The 20,805-nt window shown below is 61.6% G+C and carries 19 protein-coding genes; 16 read left to right on the forward strand and 3 right to left on the reverse strand.

Going from position 1 to position 20,805, the window contains the following annotated elements; translation table 11 throughout:
* Positions 1 to 213 precede the first annotated feature (213 nt).
* The 7 genes from R3X27_RS03330 to phoB all read left to right on the forward strand — a co-directional run bounded on the left by R3X27_RS03330 (position 214) and on the right by phoB (position 7,819).
* Positions 214 to 1,263, forward strand: coding sequence for a sensor histidine kinase (locus R3X27_RS03330; RefSeq protein ID WP_317707404.1), 1,050 nt, complete (start codon positions 214 to 216; stop codon positions 1,261 to 1,263).
* A gap of 227 nt (positions 1,264 to 1,490) precedes the next feature.
* Positions 1,491 to 2,528, forward strand: coding sequence for a substrate-binding domain-containing protein (locus tag R3X27_RS03335; RefSeq protein ID WP_317707405.1), 1,038 nt, complete (start codon positions 1,491 to 1,493; stop codon positions 2,526 to 2,528).
* Between the two features lie 179 nt (positions 2,529 to 2,707).
* Positions 2,708 to 4,207: a phosphate ABC transporter permease subunit PstC gene (gene pstC / locus R3X27_RS03340; RefSeq protein WP_317707406.1), complete on the forward strand. Its 1,500-nt coding sequence runs from the start codon at positions 2,708 to 2,710 to the stop codon at positions 4,205 to 4,207.
* Positions 4,204 to 5,571 carry a phosphate ABC transporter permease PstA gene (gene pstA, locus R3X27_RS03345; protein WP_317707407.1) on the forward strand — a complete coding sequence of 456 codons (1,368 nt, stop codon included), beginning with the start codon at positions 4,204 to 4,206 and terminating at the stop codon, positions 5,569 to 5,571. The genes pstC and pstA overlap by 4 nt, the downstream gene beginning before the upstream one ends.
* 27 nt (positions 5,572 to 5,598) lie before the next feature.
* Positions 5,599 to 6,387, forward strand: coding sequence for a phosphate ABC transporter ATP-binding protein PstB (pstB, locus tag R3X27_RS03350; RefSeq protein ID WP_411572455.1), 789 nt, complete (start codon positions 5,599 to 5,601; stop codon positions 6,385 to 6,387).
* A 14-nt stretch (positions 6,388 to 6,401) separates the two neighbouring features.
* On the forward strand, positions 6,402 to 7,127 hold the full coding sequence (gene phoU / locus R3X27_RS03355; protein ID WP_317707409.1) for a phosphate signaling complex protein PhoU: 726 nt from the start codon (positions 6,402 to 6,404) through the stop codon (positions 7,125 to 7,127).
* Entirely contained in the window at positions 7,127 to 7,819 is a 693-nt protein-coding gene (gene phoB / locus R3X27_RS03360) for a phosphate regulon transcriptional regulator PhoB (protein ID WP_317707410.1), read from the forward strand. Before phoU ends, phoB begins: the two co-directional genes overlap by 1 nt.
* Positions 7,820 to 7,872: 53 nt before the next feature.
* Here the strand turns inward: phoB and R3X27_RS03365 are convergent, their stop codons facing one another.
* On the reverse strand, positions 7,873 to 8,142 hold the full coding sequence (locus R3X27_RS03365) for a DksA/TraR family C4-type zinc finger protein (protein WP_317707411.1): 270 nt from the start codon (positions 8,140 to 8,142) through the stop codon (positions 7,873 to 7,875).
* A 373-nt stretch (positions 8,143 to 8,515) separates the two neighbouring features.
* Here R3X27_RS03365 and R3X27_RS03370 point away from each other — a divergent pair, with 373 nt between their 5' ends.
* The 4 genes from R3X27_RS03370 to R3X27_RS03385 all read left to right on the forward strand — a co-directional run bounded on the left by R3X27_RS03370 (position 8,516) and on the right by R3X27_RS03385 (position 13,394).
* Positions 8,516 to 9,490 carry a substrate-binding domain-containing protein gene (locus R3X27_RS03370; protein ID WP_317707412.1) on the forward strand — a complete coding sequence of 325 codons (975 nt, stop codon included), beginning with the start codon at positions 8,516 to 8,518 and terminating at the stop codon, positions 9,488 to 9,490.
* Positions 9,491 to 9,587: 97 nt separating this feature from the next.
* The gene (locus R3X27_RS03375; protein WP_317707413.1) at positions 9,588 to 11,510 is read left to right on the forward strand and encodes a sugar ABC transporter ATP-binding protein; all 1,923 of its coding nucleotides are present in this window, start codon (positions 9,588 to 9,590) and stop codon (positions 11,508 to 11,510) included.
* A gap of 10 nt (positions 11,511 to 11,520) precedes the next feature.
* Positions 11,521 to 12,471, forward strand: coding sequence for an ABC transporter permease (locus tag R3X27_RS03380; protein ID WP_317707414.1), 951 nt, complete (start codon positions 11,521 to 11,523; stop codon positions 12,469 to 12,471).
* Positions 12,472 to 12,488: 17 nt separating this feature from the next.
* Complete coding sequence (locus tag R3X27_RS03385; RefSeq protein ID WP_317707415.1) at positions 12,489 to 13,394, forward strand: SMP-30/gluconolactonase/LRE family protein; 906 nt, start codon at positions 12,489 to 12,491, stop codon at positions 13,392 to 13,394.
* A gap of 224 nt (positions 13,395 to 13,618) precedes the next feature.
* Here R3X27_RS03385 and R3X27_RS03390 read toward each other — a convergent pair whose 3' ends face one another.
* On the reverse strand, positions 13,619 to 14,506 hold the full coding sequence (locus tag R3X27_RS03390) for a LysR family transcriptional regulator (RefSeq protein WP_317707416.1): 888 nt from the start codon (positions 14,504 to 14,506) through the stop codon (positions 13,619 to 13,621).
* A gap of 103 nt (positions 14,507 to 14,609) precedes the next feature.
* On the opposite strand from R3X27_RS03390, the gene R3X27_RS03395 reads away from it, so the two are divergent.
* On the forward strand, positions 14,610 to 15,107 hold the full coding sequence (locus R3X27_RS03395; protein ID WP_317707417.1) for a lactoylglutathione lyase family protein: 498 nt from the start codon (positions 14,610 to 14,612) through the stop codon (positions 15,105 to 15,107).
* Positions 15,108 to 15,500: 393 nt separating this feature from the next.
* Complete coding sequence (locus tag R3X27_RS03400; RefSeq protein ID WP_317707418.1) at positions 15,501 to 16,844, forward strand: sodium-dependent transporter; 1,344 nt, start codon at positions 15,501 to 15,503, stop codon at positions 16,842 to 16,844.
* A gap of 431 nt (positions 16,845 to 17,275) precedes the next feature.
* On the opposite strand, the gene rquA is transcribed toward R3X27_RS03400, so the two are convergent.
* Complete coding sequence (rquA, locus tag R3X27_RS03405) at positions 17,276 to 17,986, reverse strand: rhodoquinone biosynthesis methyltransferase RquA (protein ID WP_317707419.1); 711 nt, start codon at positions 17,984 to 17,986, stop codon at positions 17,276 to 17,278.
* A 536-nt stretch (positions 17,987 to 18,522) separates the two neighbouring features.
* On the opposite strand from rquA, the gene aroQ reads away from it, so the two are divergent.
* The 3 genes from aroQ to R3X27_RS03420 all read left to right on the forward strand — a co-directional run bounded on the left by aroQ (position 18,523) and on the right by R3X27_RS03420 (position 20,604).
* Positions 18,523 to 18,966 carry a type II 3-dehydroquinate dehydratase gene (aroQ, locus tag R3X27_RS03410; protein ID WP_317707420.1) on the forward strand — a complete coding sequence of 148 codons (444 nt, stop codon included), beginning with the start codon at positions 18,523 to 18,525 and terminating at the stop codon, positions 18,964 to 18,966.
* Entirely contained in the window at positions 18,963 to 19,715 is a 753-nt protein-coding gene (locus R3X27_RS03415; RefSeq protein WP_317707421.1) for a LuxR family transcriptional regulator, read from the forward strand. Before aroQ ends, R3X27_RS03415 begins: the two co-directional genes overlap by 4 nt.
* 505 nt (positions 19,716 to 20,220) lie before the next feature.
* Positions 20,221 to 20,604, forward strand: a complete 384-nt coding sequence (locus tag R3X27_RS03420; protein WP_317707422.1) for a hypothetical protein — start codon at positions 20,221 to 20,223, stop codon at positions 20,602 to 20,604.
* Positions 20,605 to 20,805 lie beyond the last annotated feature (201 nt).

Below are 20,805 nucleotides of genomic sequence, written 5' to 3' on the forward strand. Positions count from 1 at the left end.
CCGTTCCGGGGGACAAATGCCGGGTTAGATGTGGACAGATTGCGCGAAACGGCGTCCATAGGCGGGGCGTGGATGCTTCGTGCCGCGCCGGGAACAGCACTCCCCGCCACATTTCGGCACTTCACCGGGACGAAACGGTGACAGAGCGCCACGTTGATCCCCGGTTCGCGGCTTGCAGGATGGCCGCGACTCCTTTCAGAGCAGGACAGTGTCATGACCGATTTCTCCGATCTTCTCCTCGACGCTGTGCCGAGTCCGCTTGTCCTTGTCGGCCCGGACCAACGGGTTCGATCAATGAATTCCGGCGCGCTGGAGATCTTCGCCGGGTCCGGGACCGGACGGCATTTCGTGACTGTGCTGCGGCAGCCCGCCCTGATCGCCTGTGTCGAACAGGCGATGGGGCAGGGGAACGAGGGCCGCACGCGCTTTGTCGACACTGGGTTGGACCGGGAAGCGAACTACAAGGTTCGCGCCGTGGCGCTCGACGCGGAGGACGGGCGGCATGTGCTGCTCTCTTTCGAGGATGTGACAGAGTTCGAACGCGCAGGAGAGATGCGGCGGGATTTCGTTGCCAATGTCAGCCATGAGTTGAAGACGCCGCTGACCGCGCTGCTCGGTTTCATCGAGACGCTGCGGGGGGCAGCTCGGGACGATGCGGATGCGCGCGAGCGGTTCCTGGGGATCATGGAGCGGGAGGCGGAGCGGATGAACCGGCTGGTCTCGGACCTGCTCTCGCTTGGCCGGGTCGAATCGACCGAGCGGCAGCGGCCGAGGGACCCGGTCAATATCGACGATCTTGTTGCGGCGACCCTGACGCCGCTGCAGACTCTGGCCGAGACGGAGGATGTGACGCTGGAGGTTGTCCGCGCGGCGGATCTGCCCGAACCGTTTGCCGTGCCGGGCGACCGGGATCAGCTTCAACAGGTCCTGACCAACCTTGTCGAGAATGGCATCAAATATGGCCGCAAGGGCGGGACGGTGCAGATCCTTCTCGACTATTCGCCGCGCGAACTGGCCTTTCGTGGCCCTGGCGTTCGGATCGAGGTCATCGATGACGGAGAGGGGTTTGACCCGATCCACATTCCGCGCCTGACCGAACGATTCTACCGCGTCGACAACCACCGGTCCCGCGCCATGGGCGGCACCGGGCTCGGTCTCGCGATCGCCAAGCACATCATCAACCGCCACCGCGGCCGGTTCCGAATCGAGACAGAGGCGGGGCAGGGCGCGCGCTTCACGATTCTCCTGCCCGTGCGGACGTAAGAACCGCCCTGCGCGCAAGACGTATCCCTCGCGTACAGGGCGTGGGACCTGTCGGACCGGCGGGAAGCATTCCCTTACGTCATGTAACGGTCTATCCACAGGAAACCGGGCCTCTGTCATCAATCTGTTACAGAGCTGTCACAAAAGGCAAACGAGACGTCACTACATGCCACGCGAGGCCGTCGGAGAGCGACGGTCCAACAAACACTCTGCCTTGGAGAACTCATATGTCTCTCGTGAAGCTGACCGCCTCTGCCCTGGCGATTGCTGCCGTTTCGGCCACCGCTGCCGCTGCCCGTGACAATGTCCAGATTGCCGGCTCCTCGACCGTTCTGCCCTACGCCTCGATCGTTGCCGAAGCCTTCGGCGAGAATTTCGACTTCCCGACCCCGGTCGTCGAATCCGGCGGCTCCTCCGCCGGCCTGAAGCGCTTCTGTGAAGGCGTCGGCGAGAACACCATCGACATCGCCAACGCCTCGCGCGGCATCAAGGACAAAGAGATCAAGGCCTGTGCCGAAGCCGGCGTGACCGACATTATCGAAGTCCGCATCGGCTATGACGGCATCGTCTTCGCCTCCCAGACCGATGGCCCGGCCTTCACCGCACTAGAGCCCGCAGACCTCTTCAATGCGCTCAGCGACAAGGTGCTGGTGGATGGCGAGATCGTCGACAACCCCTACAACCAGTGGGCCGAATTCAACGCCGAGCTGCCGGCCGTTGACATCATCGCCTTCCCTCCGGGCACCAAGCACGGCACCCGTGAAGTCTTCGAAGAGAAGGTCATCCTGATCGGCTGTGAAGAAACCGGCGCCTATGAGGCGATGGTCGCTGGCGGCATGTCCGAGGACGACGCCGAGGGCGCCTGCATCTCGCTGCGCACCGACGGCAAGGCGGTCGACATCGACGGCGACTACACCGAGACCCTGGCCCGTATCGACGCCAACCCGAACGGTGTCGGCATCTTCGGCCTGGCCTTCTACGAGAACAACACGGACAAGCTGAAGGTCGCGACCATGTCCGGCGTCGTTCCCTCCACCGAGTCCATCGCCACCGGCGAATACCCGGTCTCGCGTCCGCTCTTCTTCTACATCAAGAAGGCGCATATCGGCGTCATCCCCGGCCTGAAGGAATTTGCCTCCTTCTTCGTCGCTGACGAGATCGCTGGTTCCGATGGCCCGCTGGCCGCTTACGGCCTCGTCTCCGACCCCGAGCTGGCTGCCACCCAGACCGCCGTTGAGGCCGAAGACGTCATGGGCGGCATGTAAGACCTGCCCCCTCGGCTCTGACCTTTCGGGAGGGCGGCGCGTGTCGCCCTCCCACCCCGGATGTCTTTCCCCCCTCGTGCCCCGCTCAGACAGGCCGGAAAACCTGCCAGCGGGCGCCGTCGTTCAAGGGCCGCTGCTGCGCCCGAGACCGAAAACCGCGAATTTGAAGAGGTTGCCTGATGCCGGTGCTCTGGATCGTCCTTGCTGTCCTCGGACTGGGACTGATCGGTTACATGGTCGGGCGCATGCGTGCGCTTGGCTCCGCTGGAGGCGACACCCGCCAGCTCCACTCCCTGCCGAACTATTATGGCTGGCACGCGTTCATGTTGACGATCGTGCCGGCCTTGCTCGTTCTCGCGGCCTGGCTCCTCGTCGCGCCGAACATGATCGAGAGCCGCATCGGCGGCGCGCTGCCCGATAGCGCCATCGCGGACGGCAGCAGCCGCAGCCTGGTGATGGCCGAGACGCGCCGCGCCGCTGGCGCCGTCGACATGGCGCTGGCGCAGGGCAAGCTGGACGCGGAGAAGGTCGCGGCCCTGCGCTCGGACTTCACGGATGTCACGTCGCTGTTGAAGGAAACCGGCGCTGTCATCACGTCCGATATCAGCGAACCGGTGTTGAACGCCGCGCTGGATTTCCGGGACATGGTCCGGAGTTCGAACCTGTGGATGACGATTGTGGTCGGAGCGCTGTCGATTGCCGGTTTCGGCATGGCCATCCTGCGCACCGACAAGGATTTTCGCGCCCGCAACATCGTTGAAGGCGGCATCAAGGTGATCCTGATCCTCGCCTCGACCATCGCCATCCTGACCACGGTCGGCATCGTGCTCTCGATGCTGTTCGAGACCTCGAATTTCTTCGAGAAATACCCCTGGCAGAAATTCTTCTTCGGCTCCAGCTGGGCGCCGGAATTCCGCGCCAATGCGGACGGGTCGAGCCGCTCCGAACTGGGCATGCTGCCGTTGCTCTGGGGCACGCTCTATATCTCGCTGGTGGCGCTTCTGGTGGCGGTGCCGGTCGGGCTCTTCGCCGCGATCTATCTCTCCGAATATGCCGGGAGCAAGCTGCGCGCCGTCGCCAAGCCGATGATCGAGATCCTCGCCGGCATCCCGACCATCGTCTACGGTCTCTTCGCGCTGATCACGGTCGGCCCGCTTGTGCGGGACTGGATCGCGCAGCCGGCGGGACTCGGGAACTCGACCAACTCGGTCATGACCGCCGGGCTGGTCATGGGCATCATGCTGATCCCCTTCGTCTCCTCGCTCTCCGATGACATCATCAACGCGGTGCCACAGACGATGCGGGACGGCTCCTTTGGCCTCGGCGCCACCCATTCGGAGACGATCAAGCAGGTCGTCCTGCCGGCGGCGCTTCCGGGCATTGTCGGCGCTGTCCTGCTGGCAGCCTCGCGCGCCATCGGCGAGACCATGATCGTCGTCATGGGGGCAGGGGCCGCCGCGGCCCAGTTCCAGGACGGGCTGGGGGCGGTGATCAACCCGTTCGAGGCCATGACCACGGTGACGGTGAAGATCGTCTCGCAGCTCACCGGGGACACCGATTTCGCCAGCCCGGAGACGCTCGTCGCCTTCGCGCTCGGCCTGACCCTCTTCGTCATCACGCTGGGGCTCAACGTCCTGGCGCTCTACATCGTGCGCAAGTACCGGGAGCAGTACGAATGACCGACGCAACCGCAAACACGCCGACGGCTCCGAAACAGAGCAAGCATGCGGGCTCGCTCTTCGGCGCGAACGCCCGCACAAAAAAGCGCAACGCCTCCGAAGCCCGCTTCCGCGCCTACGGGCTGACCGCGGTCGGCATCGGCGTTGCCGCGCTGATCATGCTCATGAGCTCGATCCTGAGCCAGGGCCTGCCGGCCTTCCAACAAACCTTCATCACGCTGGAGGTTCACCTCGACGCGGCCAAGCTCGACAAGAGCGGCGAGCGCGATATCGAGGCAATCAAGAAAGTCTCGACCTTCGGCTACGCGCCGTTGATCAAGACTGCGCTGATCGCGAAAAACGAAGCGCTTGGGATCGACGCGGAGGCGCTCGGGATCTCCGCCAAGGAGATGTCGGCGATGATCTCCAAGGAAGCCGCCGCCCAGCTGCGCCGTTTTGTCATCGCCGACCCGGACCGCATCGGCGAGACGGTTGAATTCGAGTTTCTCGCCTCGGGCCGGATCGACGGCTACTACAAGGATCGCGTCACCCTGGAGAGCGCCGAGCGGGACAGCAATGTCTCTCCCGCACAGCTCCACTATGCCGATGCGCTCAAGGAGGGCGGGGCGCTCAGCACACATTTCAACTGGGGCTTCCTCACCATGGCGGACGCCTCCGAGAACCGGCCCGAGGCCGCCGGGATCGGCGTGGCGATGATCGGCTCGCTCTACATGATGCTGATCGTGCTGTGCCTTGCCCTGCCCATCGGTGTCGCCGCCTCGATCTATCTGGAGGAGTTTGCGCCGAAGAACTGGATCACCGACCTGATCGAGGTGAACATTTCCAACCTGGCGGCGGTTCCTTCCATCGTCTTCGGCATCCTTGGCCTCGCTATCTTCATCAACTATGCTGGCCTGCCGCAATCGGCGCCCATCGTCGGCGGCCTCGTGCTGACGCTGATGACGCTGCCGACCATCATCATCTCGACCCGCGCCTCGCTGAAATCGGTCCCGCCGAGCATTCGCGATGCGGCCCTCGGGGTTGGCGCCTCGAAGATGCAATCGGTGTTCCATCACGTGCTGCCGCTGGCCATGCCCGGCATCCTGACGGGCACCATCATCGGGCTGGCACAGGCACTTGGCGAGACCGCGCCGCTGATGCTGATCGGAATGGTGGCCTTTGTGCGCGAGTTCCCCGCCGCGCCGCCGGAGGGCTTCTTCGATCCCGCTTCGGCGCTTCCGGTGCAGGTCTATAACTGGACAACCCGGGCTGATCCGGCTTTCGTGGAACGTGCATCCGGAGCGATCATCGTGCTGTTGATCTTCCTGCTCTGCATGAACTTCCTTGCTATCCTCCTCCGTCGCCGCTTCGAGCGCCGCTGGTAAATCGGAAAAGGTGGAAAAATGAACGATATGAGACCCTTGGAGCGCGACGTGGACAGCATGACAACCAAGTTCGAGTGCAGCGACGTGCAGGTCCATTACGGTGACACCCACGCCATCAAGGATGTGAACGTCGCGTTGGAAGACAAGACCGTGACGGCCTTCATCGGTCCTTCGGGCTGCGGCAAGTCCACCTTCCTGCGCTGCCTGAACCGGATGAACGACACGATCGATATCTGCCGCGTCCAGGGCAAGCTCCTGCTCGATGGCGAGGACATCTATGACAAGCGGGTGGACCCGGTTCAGCTGCGTGCCAAGGTCGGGATGGTGTTCCAGAAGCCGAACCCCTTCCCGAAGTCGATCTACGACAATATCGCCTATGGTCCGCGCATCCATGGTCTTGCGAGGAACAAGGCGGAACTCGATGAGATCGTTGAGAAATCCTTGCGTCGCGGCGCGATCTGGGAAGAAGTGAAGGATCGGCTCGACGCGCCGGGAACGGGGCTCTCGGGCGGCCAGCAGCAGCGCCTCTGCATCGCGCGCGCAATTGCCACGGAGCCCGAAGTGCTGTTGATGGACGAGCCCTGCTCGGCGCTGGATCCGATCGCGACGGCGCAGGTCGAGGAACTGATCGACGAGCTGCGCGAGAACTACTCGGTGGTCATCGTCACCCACTCCATGCAGCAAGCCGCGCGGGTCAGCCAGAAGACCGCCTTCTTCCACCTTGGAAACCTGGTGGAATTCGGCGAGACGGGGCAGATCTTCACCAATCCGAAGGATCCGCGCACCGAGAGCTACATTACCGGCCGGATCGGCTAAGGGAGAGACAGAACATGGTTATGGATAAGGCCGAACGGCATATTGCACGCGCCTATGACCGCGATCTGGAGGCGATCCAGGCGCATATCATGAAGATGGGCGGACTGGTCGAGGCCGCCATTCTCGACGCCGCGCAAGCGCTGGCGACCCGCGACGAGGAGCTGGCCGAGAAGGTCCGCAATTCGGACCGCGCCATCGACGAGCTGGAGGCGATGATCCAGCAGGAAGCCGCGCTCACCATCGCCGAGCGTCAGCCGATGGCCTTCGATTTGCGGACGATCCTTGCGGTGATGAAGATCGCCAACAACCTGGAGCGCATTGGCGACTATGCCAAGAACATGGCCAAGCGGACCGGTGTTCTGGTGCAGATGCGGCCCATCGAGGAAGGCAATTCGGCCATCCGCCGGATGGCCAAGATGGTCGAGCTGATGCTCAAGGACGCGCTGGATTCCTTTGTCCAGAGAGACCCGGAACTGGCCGAGGATGTCCGCCAGCGGGACCTTGAGGTCGACCAGATGTACAACTCGCTCTTCCGCAACTACCTGACCTACATGATGGAAGATCCGCGCAACATCACCGCCTGCATGCATCTGCATTTCATCGCCAAGAATATCGAACGGATGGGCGACCACGTGACGGCGATCTCGGAGCAGGTGATCTATCTTGCCACTGGCGAGCTGCCGGACGATGCGCGCCCCAAAGGGGATCGCACCTCGATCGATCCGGGCGAGGTGGGCTGATGGCACCGACGGAACAGCCGCGGGTGCTTGTGGTCGAGGATGAGCCCGCCCAGCGGGAAGTCCTTGCCTACAATCTCGAAGCCGAGGGGTTCCGGGTCGAGAGGGCCGAGAACGGCGAGGAAGCATTGCTCCTCGTCGATGAAGAGGCGCCCGATGTGATCGTGCTGGACTGGATGCTGCCGAATGTTTCGGGCATCGAGATTTGCCGTCGGCTCAAGACCCGTGCGGAAACCCGCAACGTGCCGATCATCATGCTGAGCGCCCGCTCCGAAGAGGTCGACCGGGTGCGGGGGCTGGAAACCGGCGCCGATGATTATGTCGTCAAACCCTATTCCGTGGCCGAGCTGATGGCGCGCATCCGCGCCCAGCTGCGACGGGTGCGGCCGGCCAGCGTTGGCGAGACGCTGAGTTTTGACGATATCGTGCTTGATGCCGAGACCCACAAGGTGTTCCGCGCCGAAAAGCTGCTCAAACTCGGGCCGACCGAGTTCCGGCTCCTCACGACCTTCATGGAGAAGCCGGGGCGGGTCTGGAGCCGGGATCAGCTGCTCGACCGGGTCTGGGGCCGCGACATCTATGTCGATACACGGACGGTGGATGTGCATATCGGTCGGCTGCGCAAGGCGCTCTGCCAGTTTGGCGGAGAGGACCCGGTACGCACGGTGCGCGGTGCGGGCTACGCGCTCGGCTGAGGCCGTTTCGGGCTGGAGCGAAGGAACAGGGCAGGGCGCTTCGGCGCCCGCTTTCATTTCAGCTGGCTGTCCTTGCTGCCACGCCGATTGATGCCGCCGCGGTGGACACGGTGCGCATCGCGCTCCTGCTGGCAGTCGATGCAGAGCTTCACACCCGGAATCGCGTGCCTGCGCGCCTCCGGAATCGGCTCTTCGCATTCCGCGCAATGGGTCAGGCTTTCGCCCGAGGGCTGCGCGCGCGCCTGGAGCCGGGACAACTCGTCCCGGATCGAATCCTCGATCTGTTCGTTCACCGCGCCATCGCGCGCCCATCCGCCGGCCATTGCATCGAGCCCCTTTCAAAAACAGGCTGGCAGGCGTCAACCCTCTTGGCAAGCCCAACGCCCACGCGCTCCGATTTGCGGACCGGTTGCGGGTTCCCGCAAACGATCTGCGGCTGCTGGTGTTTCGCTTCGCCGGACCATCGGGCAGTCTCGCACCTACACGCAAGATTGGCCGATGCAATCCGGGAGGGCGCAAAGGCCACTTCGTCCGACACAGGTCCCGAAATCAGGCGCATTCATGCGGTCCTCGGATGTGTCGCGACGCGGCGACTTGCGATGATGCCATTCCTGTCAGCCCGCCAAGGCCGGCGACAGAGAGGTGACGTTTGAAACGGGACGAACCGTTCGTCCTCGGTACCTGGGAGGTAACAACATGAATAAACGTGGTTTTCTGATGGCGTCGGTCGCGCTCGCCAGCTCGATGCTGCTTGGCACATCCTTCGCGTCGGCGGCGGATGGTAAATTCGTTTATATCACGCCGTCGCTGAACGTATCGTTCTGGCGCTATGTCGCCTCGGGCGCGGAAGCGGCTGCGGTGGAAGCCGGCTACACGTTGGAGACGCTCGATTCCAACAATGACGCCAAGACCCAGCTCCAGAATGCCCAGGACGCCATCACGCAGGGCGCCGTCGGCATCGTCATTTCGCCGACCGACAGCTCGACCGCCCCGAGTGTTCTGAAGCTCGCCGAAGAGGCCGGCATTCCCGTCGTCATCGCCGATATCGGCACGACGGGCGGCGAATATGTCGCCTTTGTCGGCTCGGATAACTATGGCGGCGCCAAGGGGATCGGCATGGCCACGGCCGAAGTGCTGACGGAGAAGGGCTGGACCGATGGCTCCTATGGCATCATCGGCATCCCGCAGGCCCGGATCAACGGCCAGCTGCGCACCAACGGTTTCCGCGACGCGATGAAGGAAATCGGCATGGAGAAAGAGGTGCCGATGCAGCAGATGGCGACCTTCACGCCCGACGAGTCCTTCCGCTTCGCACAGGACATGATGACCGCCAATCGCGACCTGCGCGTGATCTTCGTGCAGTCCGACGCACAGGCCGTTGGCGCCCAGAAGGCCGTGAAGGCGGCGCGCAAGACGGGCGACATGCTGGTTGCCGCCTTTGACGGCACGCCGGAACTGGTCGAGCTGATCAAGTCGGGCGACATTGTCGGCGCCGGCATGCAGCAGCCCTACCTGATGGGCTTCACCGCCACCGAGACGCTTGCCAAGAGCATCGCGGGCGAAGAGGTCGAGAAGGAGATCGCGCTGCCGATCCTGATCGGCACCACGTCGAATATCGAAGGCATGCTGGACGAGGTCAATCTCAACGTCTTTGCCGGCGAACTCGACTGACGCGCCCCCGAAACCGGCCGGCGCCTTCGTGGCGCCGGTCCCCCGCCGGTCCAACCCGACCGGCGACGTTCTCAGGATCGGCATGCAAGGAAATACGGTGCCCGCCACTCAGGAAATTCTGCTCACCGCCGATGGTATCAGCAAGGCCTTCGGAAGTTTCTACGCGCTGAAGGGCGTCGAATTCGAGTTGGCCGCCGGTGAGATTCACGCGCTGTTCGGTGCCAACGGGGCCGGGAAGTCGACCCTGGCCAAGGTGATCTGCGGCCATATCGCCCCAACGGCCGGGACGATCCGCGCCTTTGGCGAGCCTGCAAGCTTTCAACGTCCGCGCGACGCGATGGATGCCGGGATCGGCATTGTCACCCAGGAAACCAGCCTCGCAGGTGATCTCTCGGTCTGGGAGAACATTATCCTGCCGGTCTATGGCAGCCGCTCTACGCCGTCGCAATCGGCGCTGCGCAAGATCGCGAAGGATGCGATCGCGCGGCTTGGATTTGCCGGCGAGATCGATATCGAGAAGAACTGCGAGGAGCTTTCGGCCGCCCACAGGCAACTGGTCGAGATCGCTCGTATCGTCGCGCTCGGCAGCCGAATCATTATTTTGGACGAACCTACTGCCGCCCTCAGCCCCGGCGAAAGCGCGCGCCTTTTCAAGGTGATGGATGCGCTGCGCGCGGAGGGACGTGGGTTGATCTTCGTCTCGCACCGGCTGGAGGAGATCTTTGCGATGACCGACCGGATCACCATCCTGCGCGATGGTGCGTCGGTGAAGAGCAACCTGACGACGACCGATCTGACCCAGCCCGAGCTGATCCACCTGATGGTCGGGCGCGAGGTCGAACAACTCGCGCCGGAAGAGATCCCCGACACATCCGCTGCGCCGATCCAGCTCAGCTTGACGGAGATCCGGTCGGAACCCGCAGTCCGGTCCGTGAGCCTTGAGGTGCACGCGGGCGAGATTGTCGGGCTTGGCGGGCTCGTTGGTTCCGGTCGCTCGGAACTGGCAGAGACGCTGATGGGGTTACGGCCGCTGGACGCGGGCGCGATCACTTTGCTCAGCAAGGATTATCAGCCGAGCAATCCGCGCGGCGCGTTGACTGCGGGGCTGGGCTTTCTGCCCGAGGACCGGCGGCGGCAGAGCATCGTGCCGGATTTCTCCGTGCGCGAGAACATCCTGCTCAGCCATCTCAGCCAGCTCACCGGCCCGCGCCTGCGCTACGGCACACGCAACAGCCGCATCGACGAGTTGGCCGATATGATCGGGCTCGACCGCGCGCGGCTGGATGACAGCTCGCTGCTGAACTATTCCGGCGGCATGCAGCAAAAAGCGCTGGTGATGCGAGCGCTTCTGCTGGAGCCGCGCGTTCTGTTGCTCGACGAGCCGACAAAGGGCGTCGATGTCGGAGCGCGGGCGACGATCTACAGCTTCCTGCGGCGGCTGGCCTCCGAGGGGATCGCGATCCTGTTGATTTCTTCCGATTTCGAGGAGCTGCTGGCGCTCTCCCACCGCATCGTGCCGATCAGCGACGGCCGCACCATCGGCACTGTGTCCGCCGGGGATATCAACGAGGAGCAACTGACGCTGATCTGCGCCCCGCGCAGCTCGCATGAGCACCAGAACGCGCTGCTGTCCAGGCTCGCGGAGCAGTTCGGCGTCCAGGCCGGCTGGGTCATGACCGCCGGCAACCAGCTGCTTTGCCTGACGCGGCAGGGGGCGGCCAGCGGCGCCTCGCTGCCGGATCCGGGGATTGTCGCGCCGATGGCGGGCTCGCAGATCGCGGTCTCGCTGGAACGGGAGAGCAGCACCGTCTGCGACGAAGAAGGCGGCCACCAGTCGCTGCTGATGATCATCGAGAACCAGCGCGGCATCGGCATGGGATCCATCGCGATCCTGTCCGGAAAAGATCAGACGCTGGACGAAACCGCCATTCGCGAGGCCGCGGCGCAGTCGCTGTCGGTCTTCGAGGAGGGCCAGTTGCGGTTGCGCGCCACCGGCCCTGACACAGATTGCGAGCAGTGAGAAAACCGATATGAAACAGACCCTCACCCGCCTTTCCAGCGTTCTCGAGATCCGCATGGCCGGGCTCGCGCTGCTCATCGCCATCGCGCTCTCCATCGCCTCGCCTTATTTCCTGACGGCGAGCAACCTCTACAACCTGATGGACCAGTCTGTCGTCGTCGGCATCGTCGCGATTGGCATGACCTTCGTCATTCTCACCGGCGGGATCGATCTCTCGGTCGGCTCGGTCATGGGACTGACGGGTATCCTCCTGGGGCTCGCCTTGCGCGAATTCCCGATCCCCATCGCCATCGTCCTGGCCATTGCCTCCGGCGCCTTCATCGGCAGCATCTCCGGCACACTGGTCTCGGTCTTCGGCCTTGCGCCCTTCGTCGTCACGCTCGGCGCCATGGCGATCTGCCGGAGCCTCGCCTATGTCGTCTCCGGTCAGCGAACCATCTCTGGCTTGCCCGAGTCCCTCGAACGGCTGGTCTATGACAGCTTTCTCGGGTTGCAGATGAACGTGATTATCCTGATCCTGCTCTATGTGCTGGCCTGGATCTACCTGTCGCGCATGAAGGGGGGGCGGACGATCTATGCCGTTGGTTCCAACAAGGAAGCCGCGCGGATTTCGGGCCTGAACGTCCAGTTCTACACCATCCTGCCTTATATCGTCTCCGGCGCGCTCTGTGCCGTCGCCGTCACCCTCATCGCTGCCCAGATCGGTTCCATCGACCCGCTGGCGGGCAATGGCATGGAGCTTGACGCCATCGCGGCGGTCGTCATCGGCGGCGCCAGCCTCTTCGGCGGGCGCGGCTCCATCATCGGCACGCTCTTCGGCGTGCTGATCATGGTGATGGTCCGCAACGGCATGAACCTGCTTGGCGTCTCGCCCTTCTGGCAAGGCACCGCTATTGGCACAATCATTATCGCTGCCGTCCTGGTCGAGAGCCTCCTCTCTGGCCGGTCCCGGCGCAAGTAAGAAAGGGAGGAAGCCCCATGTTCATGACCCACCTCGACATCATTGATCCTGCCTTCAAGAAGCTGATCCTGCTCAACACGCATCTGGAGAAGCTCTGGGAGGGCGGACGCTGGCTGGAAGGCCCGGCCTGGTTTGGCGGCGGCCGCTATCTCGTCTTCTCCGACATCCCGAATTGCCGGATGATGCGCTATGACGACACGGACGGCTCGGTCTCGGAGTTCCGAAAGCCTTCCAACAATTCCAATGGCAACACGATGGACCGTCAGGGGCGGCTGATCACCTGTGAACATCTGGGCCGCAGGGTCGTGCGCACCGAGCATGACGGTTCCCTCACGGTGCTGGCCGATAACTATCAAGGCAAGCGGCTGAACTCGCCCAATGACGTGATCGTGGACAGCAGGGACGTGATCTGGTTCACCGACCCGTCCTACGGCATCGATTGGGAATATGAGGGGCATGTCAGCGAGCACGAGGTCGGCTCCAACAATCTCTACCGGCTCGACCCGGCCGATGGCATCCTGCAGGCCGTTGCCACCGATTTCGTCCAGCCCAACGGGCTCGCCTTCTCGCCGGACGAATCCGTGCTCTATGTGGCCGACACCGGCGCGACCCATGTCGATGACGGCCCGCAACATATCCGCCGTTTCGCGGTCGATGGCGGCACGCTCACGGGCGGCGAGGTCATCGCCAACTGTCCGGTGGGACTCTATGACGGGTTCCGCATCGACACGCTTGGCAATATCTGGACCAGCACCGGCGAGGGCGTCCACTGCCTGAACGCGGAGGGCGCGTTGCTCGGAAAGATCCTGCTTCCGGAGGTGGTGTCCAATGTCTGTTTCGGCGGGCCGAAGCGAAACCGGTTGTTCATCTGCGCCACGACAAGCCTCTATGCAACCTTCCTGAACGTCTCCGGGGCGGTCTGATCCGGCTGCACCGGGCGCTTTGACAGCCACCCGGTCCCGATCTCGCGTCGTCTGGACGGAACAGGATTGACCGTTTTGTCCGGACCGTTTCGCGAGGAACGGAGGTCCTGGTGCCGAGCGCGGGGCAGGGGGGATGCGCGGGGAACCGGTTGAATTGCCGACCTGGACTCAGGACCCTGTCCGGGATCTCTGACGGCTTTCGCTGTCATGCGGTTGGAAGTGCCTCAATCAAGACTAGCGGCAAGATCGCAGATGAGATCCATGATCCGCTTGAGCCGTGCGCTCGGTGTCCGTCCACGATGGGAGATTGCCCATAACTCGTGATAGCGGCGTTCTGGCAAGCTGGCGAAGTTCAGACGATCTGTCTCGGAGAAGGCGGAAAAGCCACTGCGTGGCAGGAGCGTGTAGCCGACGCCCCTGGCGACCGGGGCAGGGATCTGGCCGATCTGGTTCACCTGGGTACGGATATGCAACCTGTCTGCACCGGAAAAGGCGTCAGGGAAATTCAGCGGAAACAAGTCGTTGATATAACCGAAAACATCGGGATGGGCGACAAGACCAAGCGCCTCCAGGTCGTCAAAACGAACCGGACCATCCGTGCCGGCTGGAAGGACGAGGCATAGCTCCTCCTGTCCGATACGCTGCGCCTCGATGCGGGGGTGGCGCGGGTCCTCGGCAATCACTCCGAGGTCGAAACGCCCCTCCAGAACACCAGACAGGACACGAGCCTGCGGCGCCGCTTCGACATGGATCGCGAGGCGGCTGGACTTTTGCATCAGTTCGATGGCCCGTGGATAGAGGAGCGTCGCGAAGCTTCCGGCACAGGCGACGCGCACCTCTCCGACATCAGGAGAGTCCAGCGCGATCGCATCGCGCAAGGCGCGTTCTTCGGCGCGGCGGGACAGCCCGAGATCGCGTATCGTCTCGCCTGCGGCGGTCAGGGTGAAGTTCTTGCCATCCTGGGAAATCAGCGAGTGTCCCAGTTGGCCTTCGAGCTTGCGCAAATGTTGCGACACGCCGGGTTGAGTCATGTTGAGCCGCGCCGCGGCGCGGGTGAAGTGGCGTTCCTCGGCCAACACGGTGAAGGTCTCGATCCAGGTGGCGTTGAGCATCGTTTTTATAACGCTTGGTTTGGATAAACATACAAAATGATAATTTTGCATTGAATGCAAGTCGGCCTACATCTGGATCAACTTCAAATGACAGGAGACAGACATGACACCGACCCCCCGCACATTCTCGCATATCGGCCTGTCCGTCCCGGACCTCGACGCGGCCGTCACGTTCTATTCAGAGGTCATGGGCTTCTATGTGCTCATGCAACCGAGCGCTGTTGTCGAGGATGACAGCGCAATCGGTGTGATGTGCACCGATGTGTTCGGCCCGGGCTGGGAACATCTACGGATCGCGCATCTTTCGACCGGTGATGGCATTGGCATCGAGCTCTTCGAATTTGCCGGAAACCATGCGCCTGACGACAATTTCGCGTTCCGTCGGCACGGCACGTTCCACTTCGCGATCCAGGATCCGGATCTTGAAGGTCTGCTCGAAAAGATTGTCGCGGCGGGAGGCCGGCAACGCATGCCCGTGCGGGAGTATTTCCCGGGCGAAAAGCCGTACCGCATGGTCTATGTCGAAGACCCGTTCGGAAACATCTTCGAACTCTACAGCCACAGCTACGAGCTGACATATTCCGCGGGCGCCTATTCCTGATCCGTCTCGACCGATCCGGGTTCCGGGACCCGGGTCGGCAACCCACCGGTAGCGCCGTGAAAGAAGGTGAGGAGAGGGCAGGGCCCAACCCCCCCCCGATAAACGGTGGATGAAACCATCGATCTGACACCGACAGCACCACAGATACGACCCGTCCTTTCCGAAAACCCACCCCAAAGACTCCGCAACGAACAGTCCAATCTCTCGACATTTGTGCTTTGCGAGACGTTGCCTGTGCCGGGCGGTCGGCAGGACTGTGTCAAACGGTATCCGCGCCACGGATGCCGCATTTCCATTGCCTATTTCTTGTGCTCTACCGCCGGCCAAAGTCCGGATGGAACCGGACGCATCACCAGCATTCTATCTGAATGCAGACAGTTCAGGAACGGGACAATGAAGACAGCACATGAAAACTGGGGCTCTCGCCTTGGTTTTATCCTGGCGACCGCAGGCTCTGCGATTGGCCTCGGCAATATCTGGAAATTTCCATATGTCGCGGGGGAGAATGGAGGCGCCGCCTTCATCCTTATCTATCTCGGGATCGTCTTCACCATCGGCCTGTCGGTCATGCTGGCGGAAATCGCAATTGGTCGCAGCGCCCAGACCGATGCCATCAGTGCTTTCAAGAAGATCGGCAAGCCCGGCTGGACTTTCGTTGGCGTCCTCGCGGTGATAACGGCGGTTATCATCCTGTCCTTCTATTCCGTCGTCGCGGGCTGGTGTATCGCCTATATCGTCAAATCCGCCGGCGGTGCCTTCTCCGGCATGGACGCGGAAGCCATCGGCGGAGCCTTTGGTGGCTTTATCGGCGGACCCGTGGCACCGATCGTCTATCACGGAATCTTCTCGGCCCTGACCATTGCTATTGTCATCGGCGGCGTCTCCGGTGGCATCGAGAAGACCAGCAAGTTCCTGATGCCCCTGTTCTTTGTGATCCTTCTCGCCCTCGTCGCGCGCTCCGTGACACTCCCCGGCGCTGAAAAAGGCCTGGAGTTCTTCCTTGCCCCGGACTTCTCCAGTATCTCGCCCCACACCGTCATCGCTGCGCTCGGCCAGGCCTTCTTCTCCCTGTCCCTCGGCATGGCCATCCTGCTGACCTTCGGATCCTATGTGGACCGGCAGACCAATCTCGGCAAATCCGTGGTCCAGATCGCGTGCCTCGATACGCTCGTCGCCATTCTGGCCGGGCTTGCCATCCTGCCGGCCGTCTTTGCGTTCAATCTTGACCCTGCTGCAGGGCCGGGCCTGACATTCGTCACCCTGCCGACGGTCTTCAATTCGATGCCAGGCGGCTACTTCTTTGCCATCATCTTCTTTGTGCTGCTGACCATCGCAGCCCTGACCTCGTCCATCTCGATCCTCGAACCGGTCGTCGCGTTCTTCACCAATATGGGCCTGTCCCGCAAGACGGCCACGATTGGCTCCGGCGTGCTCATTTTCCTGCTCGGCATTCCGTCTTCTCTGTCGGTGGGAATCTGGAGTGACGTTCACTTCATCAAGGGGCAGGGCTTTCTCGACTCCGCCAGTTGGCTGACGGACAAGCTGCTATTGCCGATCGGTGGCCTGCTGATCTGTATCTTCGCCGGCTGGATCATTGCTCCGATGATGACACGCGAAGTGTCTGGAGATGGCGCACCGGGTGTCCTGAGCAAGGCCTGGCTTTTCATATTGCGGTTCGTCGCACCGGTCGCGATCTTTCTGATCCTCTTGAGCGGATTGGAAATAGTCTCGTTCTGACCGGCATGTCCAAAGGGCAGGGAGATCCGGTGGGTCTCCCCAAAAGCCAAGCTCGGACCTTTCTCAAAGACGGTCGCTCGGACGCCAAGCGACCGGTTCGCAGCGAACCCAGGATAACGCGCCACCGGCATGTCGGAAATCTCTGTCGCAATACGCCGGCTGGATCAGGTTGCGCATCAGAACGCCGCAATGTTCGCAAACCGGATCTACCTCGTAGGATGGACGGATCCGGGAAACTCTCCGCGCTGCGGGGGGGTAGCACGAGCGAAAAACCTCTTCTTTCGTATTTGCAGTATTTCACGGGGCTCGGAAGCCAAGCTGGAATGTGCCGTCGCCACAGCGCAACATCCCATAATCGGTATTATGTAAACTATATGTTTGGTTCGATCCGGGCCACTTGAGCCCGGTTCTTAAACGCAGATACGATCAACTCAGGCTTTCCTGACGCCTACGACCTTCTGGTACAGTCCACCGAATATCGTTTCCTTGCGCCATTCAAACTGGTCGCGATCATCGACATAGTCCCAAAGCTCATGACTCCAGAGCGCCTTGGCAAATGGCTCGAGCCATTTGAAGACGAGCCAGATGATCGGTCGCATCGGATGCAGGAACGCTGGCTCATGGTAGTCAACGAACATCAGCTTGCCGCCCGGTCTGACATGGGACGCGAGGTTGTTGGCAATGTCGCGTTTGTAGTCGTCCGGCACCTCGTGCAGGAGGAAATAGGAATTCACCACGTCATAAAGCCCGTCACCTGTCACGCGCGCATCGCAGATCCCGGTCCGCGTCTGCGGCAGTTGCGCAATCTTGCGGTTCACGTGATCGATCTGGACCTGCTGGATATCCGTGACGTGATATTCGCCCTCCGGTCCGACCTTCTCGGCCAGATGCGAGACCAGTTTGCCATAGACGGCAGCGGGCTGAAGCACACGACAGCCCGGCGTGATTTCATCACGGGCAGCACGCATCAGCTTGTTCTGTTGCAGCCAGAGGATCGTCGCCACGACGACTTCACGGTCCAGCAGTTCGACCATATTCGGCGCCACATAGGCCCAAGTATAGACGTCGACCAGGTAATCCGGGAGTTTTGGTGCGGGCATGTCTTCCCAGTCCACCGACGGCCCGGCGGAAACGACATCCACTTTCCCTTTTCCCCCGAAATCTACGCTGGCATTCATGGCTAGACCCTTTCGAAATATGGAGGCGTTTCCGCTTCCAGAAAATTGCGGCGTGAAGCCGGCGCGCCGCTTTCGCTTCCCATAGCGCAGAAACCGGCTTTGCGGCGACATTATCCGGCTTTTGGCGACCCGAAAATGCGTCAAAGCCTGTAAAGAGCCGCTATCGCTGCATTTCCGAGTTCACGGGAGCGCAAGGCTCGATCCGACCAGAGGGCGCATTCTTCGTCGAGGCCTGCCTGCCTGCGCTGCACATTTTTCGCGGCAACGCGTTCAGCACTGGTAATTCAATGTGAATGAAGCCATAAAATAGGCTTATAATCAGACTGTTGCCGAACTTTCTTCAGAAAGTCTCCGGTTTCGGCTCCGAAGTGACGGTTGGCCAATCAATACCCCCTGCCCCGGTGCCGCGTCCATTCGCCACGATGCGCTTTCCCCGGCGTCTCGACACTTGCACCGTATCAGACTATTTTCATCGAAATATCACGGGACAATACGCTTAAATGACCTCAATTCTTGTATTAAACGGCCCCAACATCAATCTGCTGGGCACGCGCCAACCCGAAGTCTACGGAAAGACAACCCTGTCCCAGATCGAAACCACATGTCGTGCGACAGCCGCCGAGTTGGGTGTGGAGTTGGCATTCCGCCAGTCGAATCATGAGGGCGTGATGATCGACGAGATTCACGCCGCACGTGGCGTGCATGACGGCATCGTCCTCAATGCCGGCGCCTATACGCACACTTCAATAGCCCTGATGGATGCGATCGCATCCGTTGAACTGCCGGCCATCGAAATCCACCTGAGCAATGTGCATGCGCGCGAGCCCTTTCGGCATGTCTCCTATATCTCGAAAGTCTCGATCGGGATCATCTGTGGCTTCGGGCCGGCGAGCTATCCGCTTGCTTTGCGGGCCATGGCCGGTCATCTGGGAGTGACCGCTTGATCCTCGACTATGTGGAACGGGTAACGGCGCTCTCGGAGATGCAGGACATCTGGAGCTATCACAAGGAGGTCATGGCCTCCTATGGATTCAATCGGGTTCTCTACGGCTTCACTCGCTTTCGCACCGAACGATCGTTGGGCGATCCGCAGGATCTCCTTGTCCTGAGCAACCACGACCGCGACTATATCCGTCCCTTCCTGGATGACGGTCTCTATCTCAATGCCCCGATGACTCAATGGGCGCTCAACAATGCCGGCGTTTCCTCCTGGCGACAAACCGATGAGATGGTGACCGACGGCTCGATGAGCGAAACCGCATCGAGGATCTGGGAGTTCAACAAACGTCATGGGCTCGGTGCCGGGTATACGGTCAGTTTCAAGACCAATTCCAAGCGCTCGAAAGGCGCCATCAGCCTGACCTCCGTTCCTGCGATGTCATTCGATGCAGCCGACGCGATCTGGGAGAAGCATGGGCGCGAGTTGGAAGCCATGAACAACGTCCTGCATCTGCGCCTCTCTTCGCTGCCCAATCCTGACACCGAACGCTCCCTGACCTCTCGTCAGCGCGAGGTGCTGGAATGGGTCGGTGATGGAAAGACCACGGCCGAGATCGCGGCGATCATGGGTCTGACCGCGGCCACGATCGAGAAACATCTGCGACTCGCTCGCGAAGCGCTCGATGTTTCGACCACGGCTCAGGCCGTTCTCAAGGCGTCCTTCCTCAACCAAATCTACATTGTCGAAGAGTAGCTTCATAAAAAACGCGAATTGTTACCGCTAAACCTATCCATTCGGCTAGGTTGGTCCGGGATTCCTTACTTCCTTAACCAAAGGTAAACTGGCATTCTGAGCGTGTTCCGTGAGTGGTGGCAATTAGCCAAGGAACTACGGGCTGTAATGGCTGCGCGATTACGTGGTTTACGGTCTGTTCCGGGAAACCGGTTGTCGGCCCGGCTCGATGTATATTCCATCGGCCGGGTCGACACATTTATCCACGAACAGTGCTCATCCCCAGCATTCTGTTCGCGAAGTGGATTTGAAACGGCGCAGCTCGCCCGTGCTGCGCCGTTTCTTTTTCCCGGGACCATCCTCTTTCCAGTCGCACGCGCCAGCAAGCGCCAACCAACGTCCTTGAGCAGGACGATGGCGCGAAATCTTCCAACGTCGGCCTTCACGAAAAATCCACTTCTTTCTGTCGATAAAAGGCAGGAGCATCACTTGACCGGTGCAACAGCTGGAGCAGGACCTGGCACATATGGACAAACCCGCGCGTGCTCCAATGGAGCAGGTCTACACGTCGCCGATGGCGGAGGTTCTATCCAGGATCTCCTCGGAGCTGACCAGCACCAACGAAATGCTGCAGACAATCCAACAGCACTATTCTGTCCTGATGGGGTCTCTCGACACCGAAAGCAGTACGTTCAAGGATCTGCAGAATCTTGATCTGGCCACCCAATTGGTTGCGGATCTTGCAAGCGCGGTCGCCTTCCTCGCCGAGACCTCGGACGAGCAATCCCACTGCAACACCATCGCCTTGTCCGAAATACTGACGCTGCAAGCGCTGCGCGGCAGTCTGTGCGACATACCGACGGTTCCGAATGTGAATGGCAGCGAATCCGGGGCGTTCGACCTGTTTTAGCACGCAGCGCGGCTGCTCGCGCCGATAGACCAGCGGCCAACGATGCACCAACTATCAATCCATAGTAGGCAGATTTGGCTCCCTGGCGGGGAATGCCAGCGCGAGGCTCAAACTGCGCAGCGCATGGATCTGCTCTTCTGGCTTGCGGAGCGTGCCCACCCGCCAGGTGTCGCCAGAGATCTTTCTTGGCCGCGTGCCCCC

This window comes from Tropicimonas sp. TH_r6 (genome assembly GCF_033101155.1).
In the GTDB taxonomy this organism is placed as follows: Bacteria; Pseudomonadota; Alphaproteobacteria; order Rhodobacterales; family Rhodobacteraceae; genus Tropicimonas.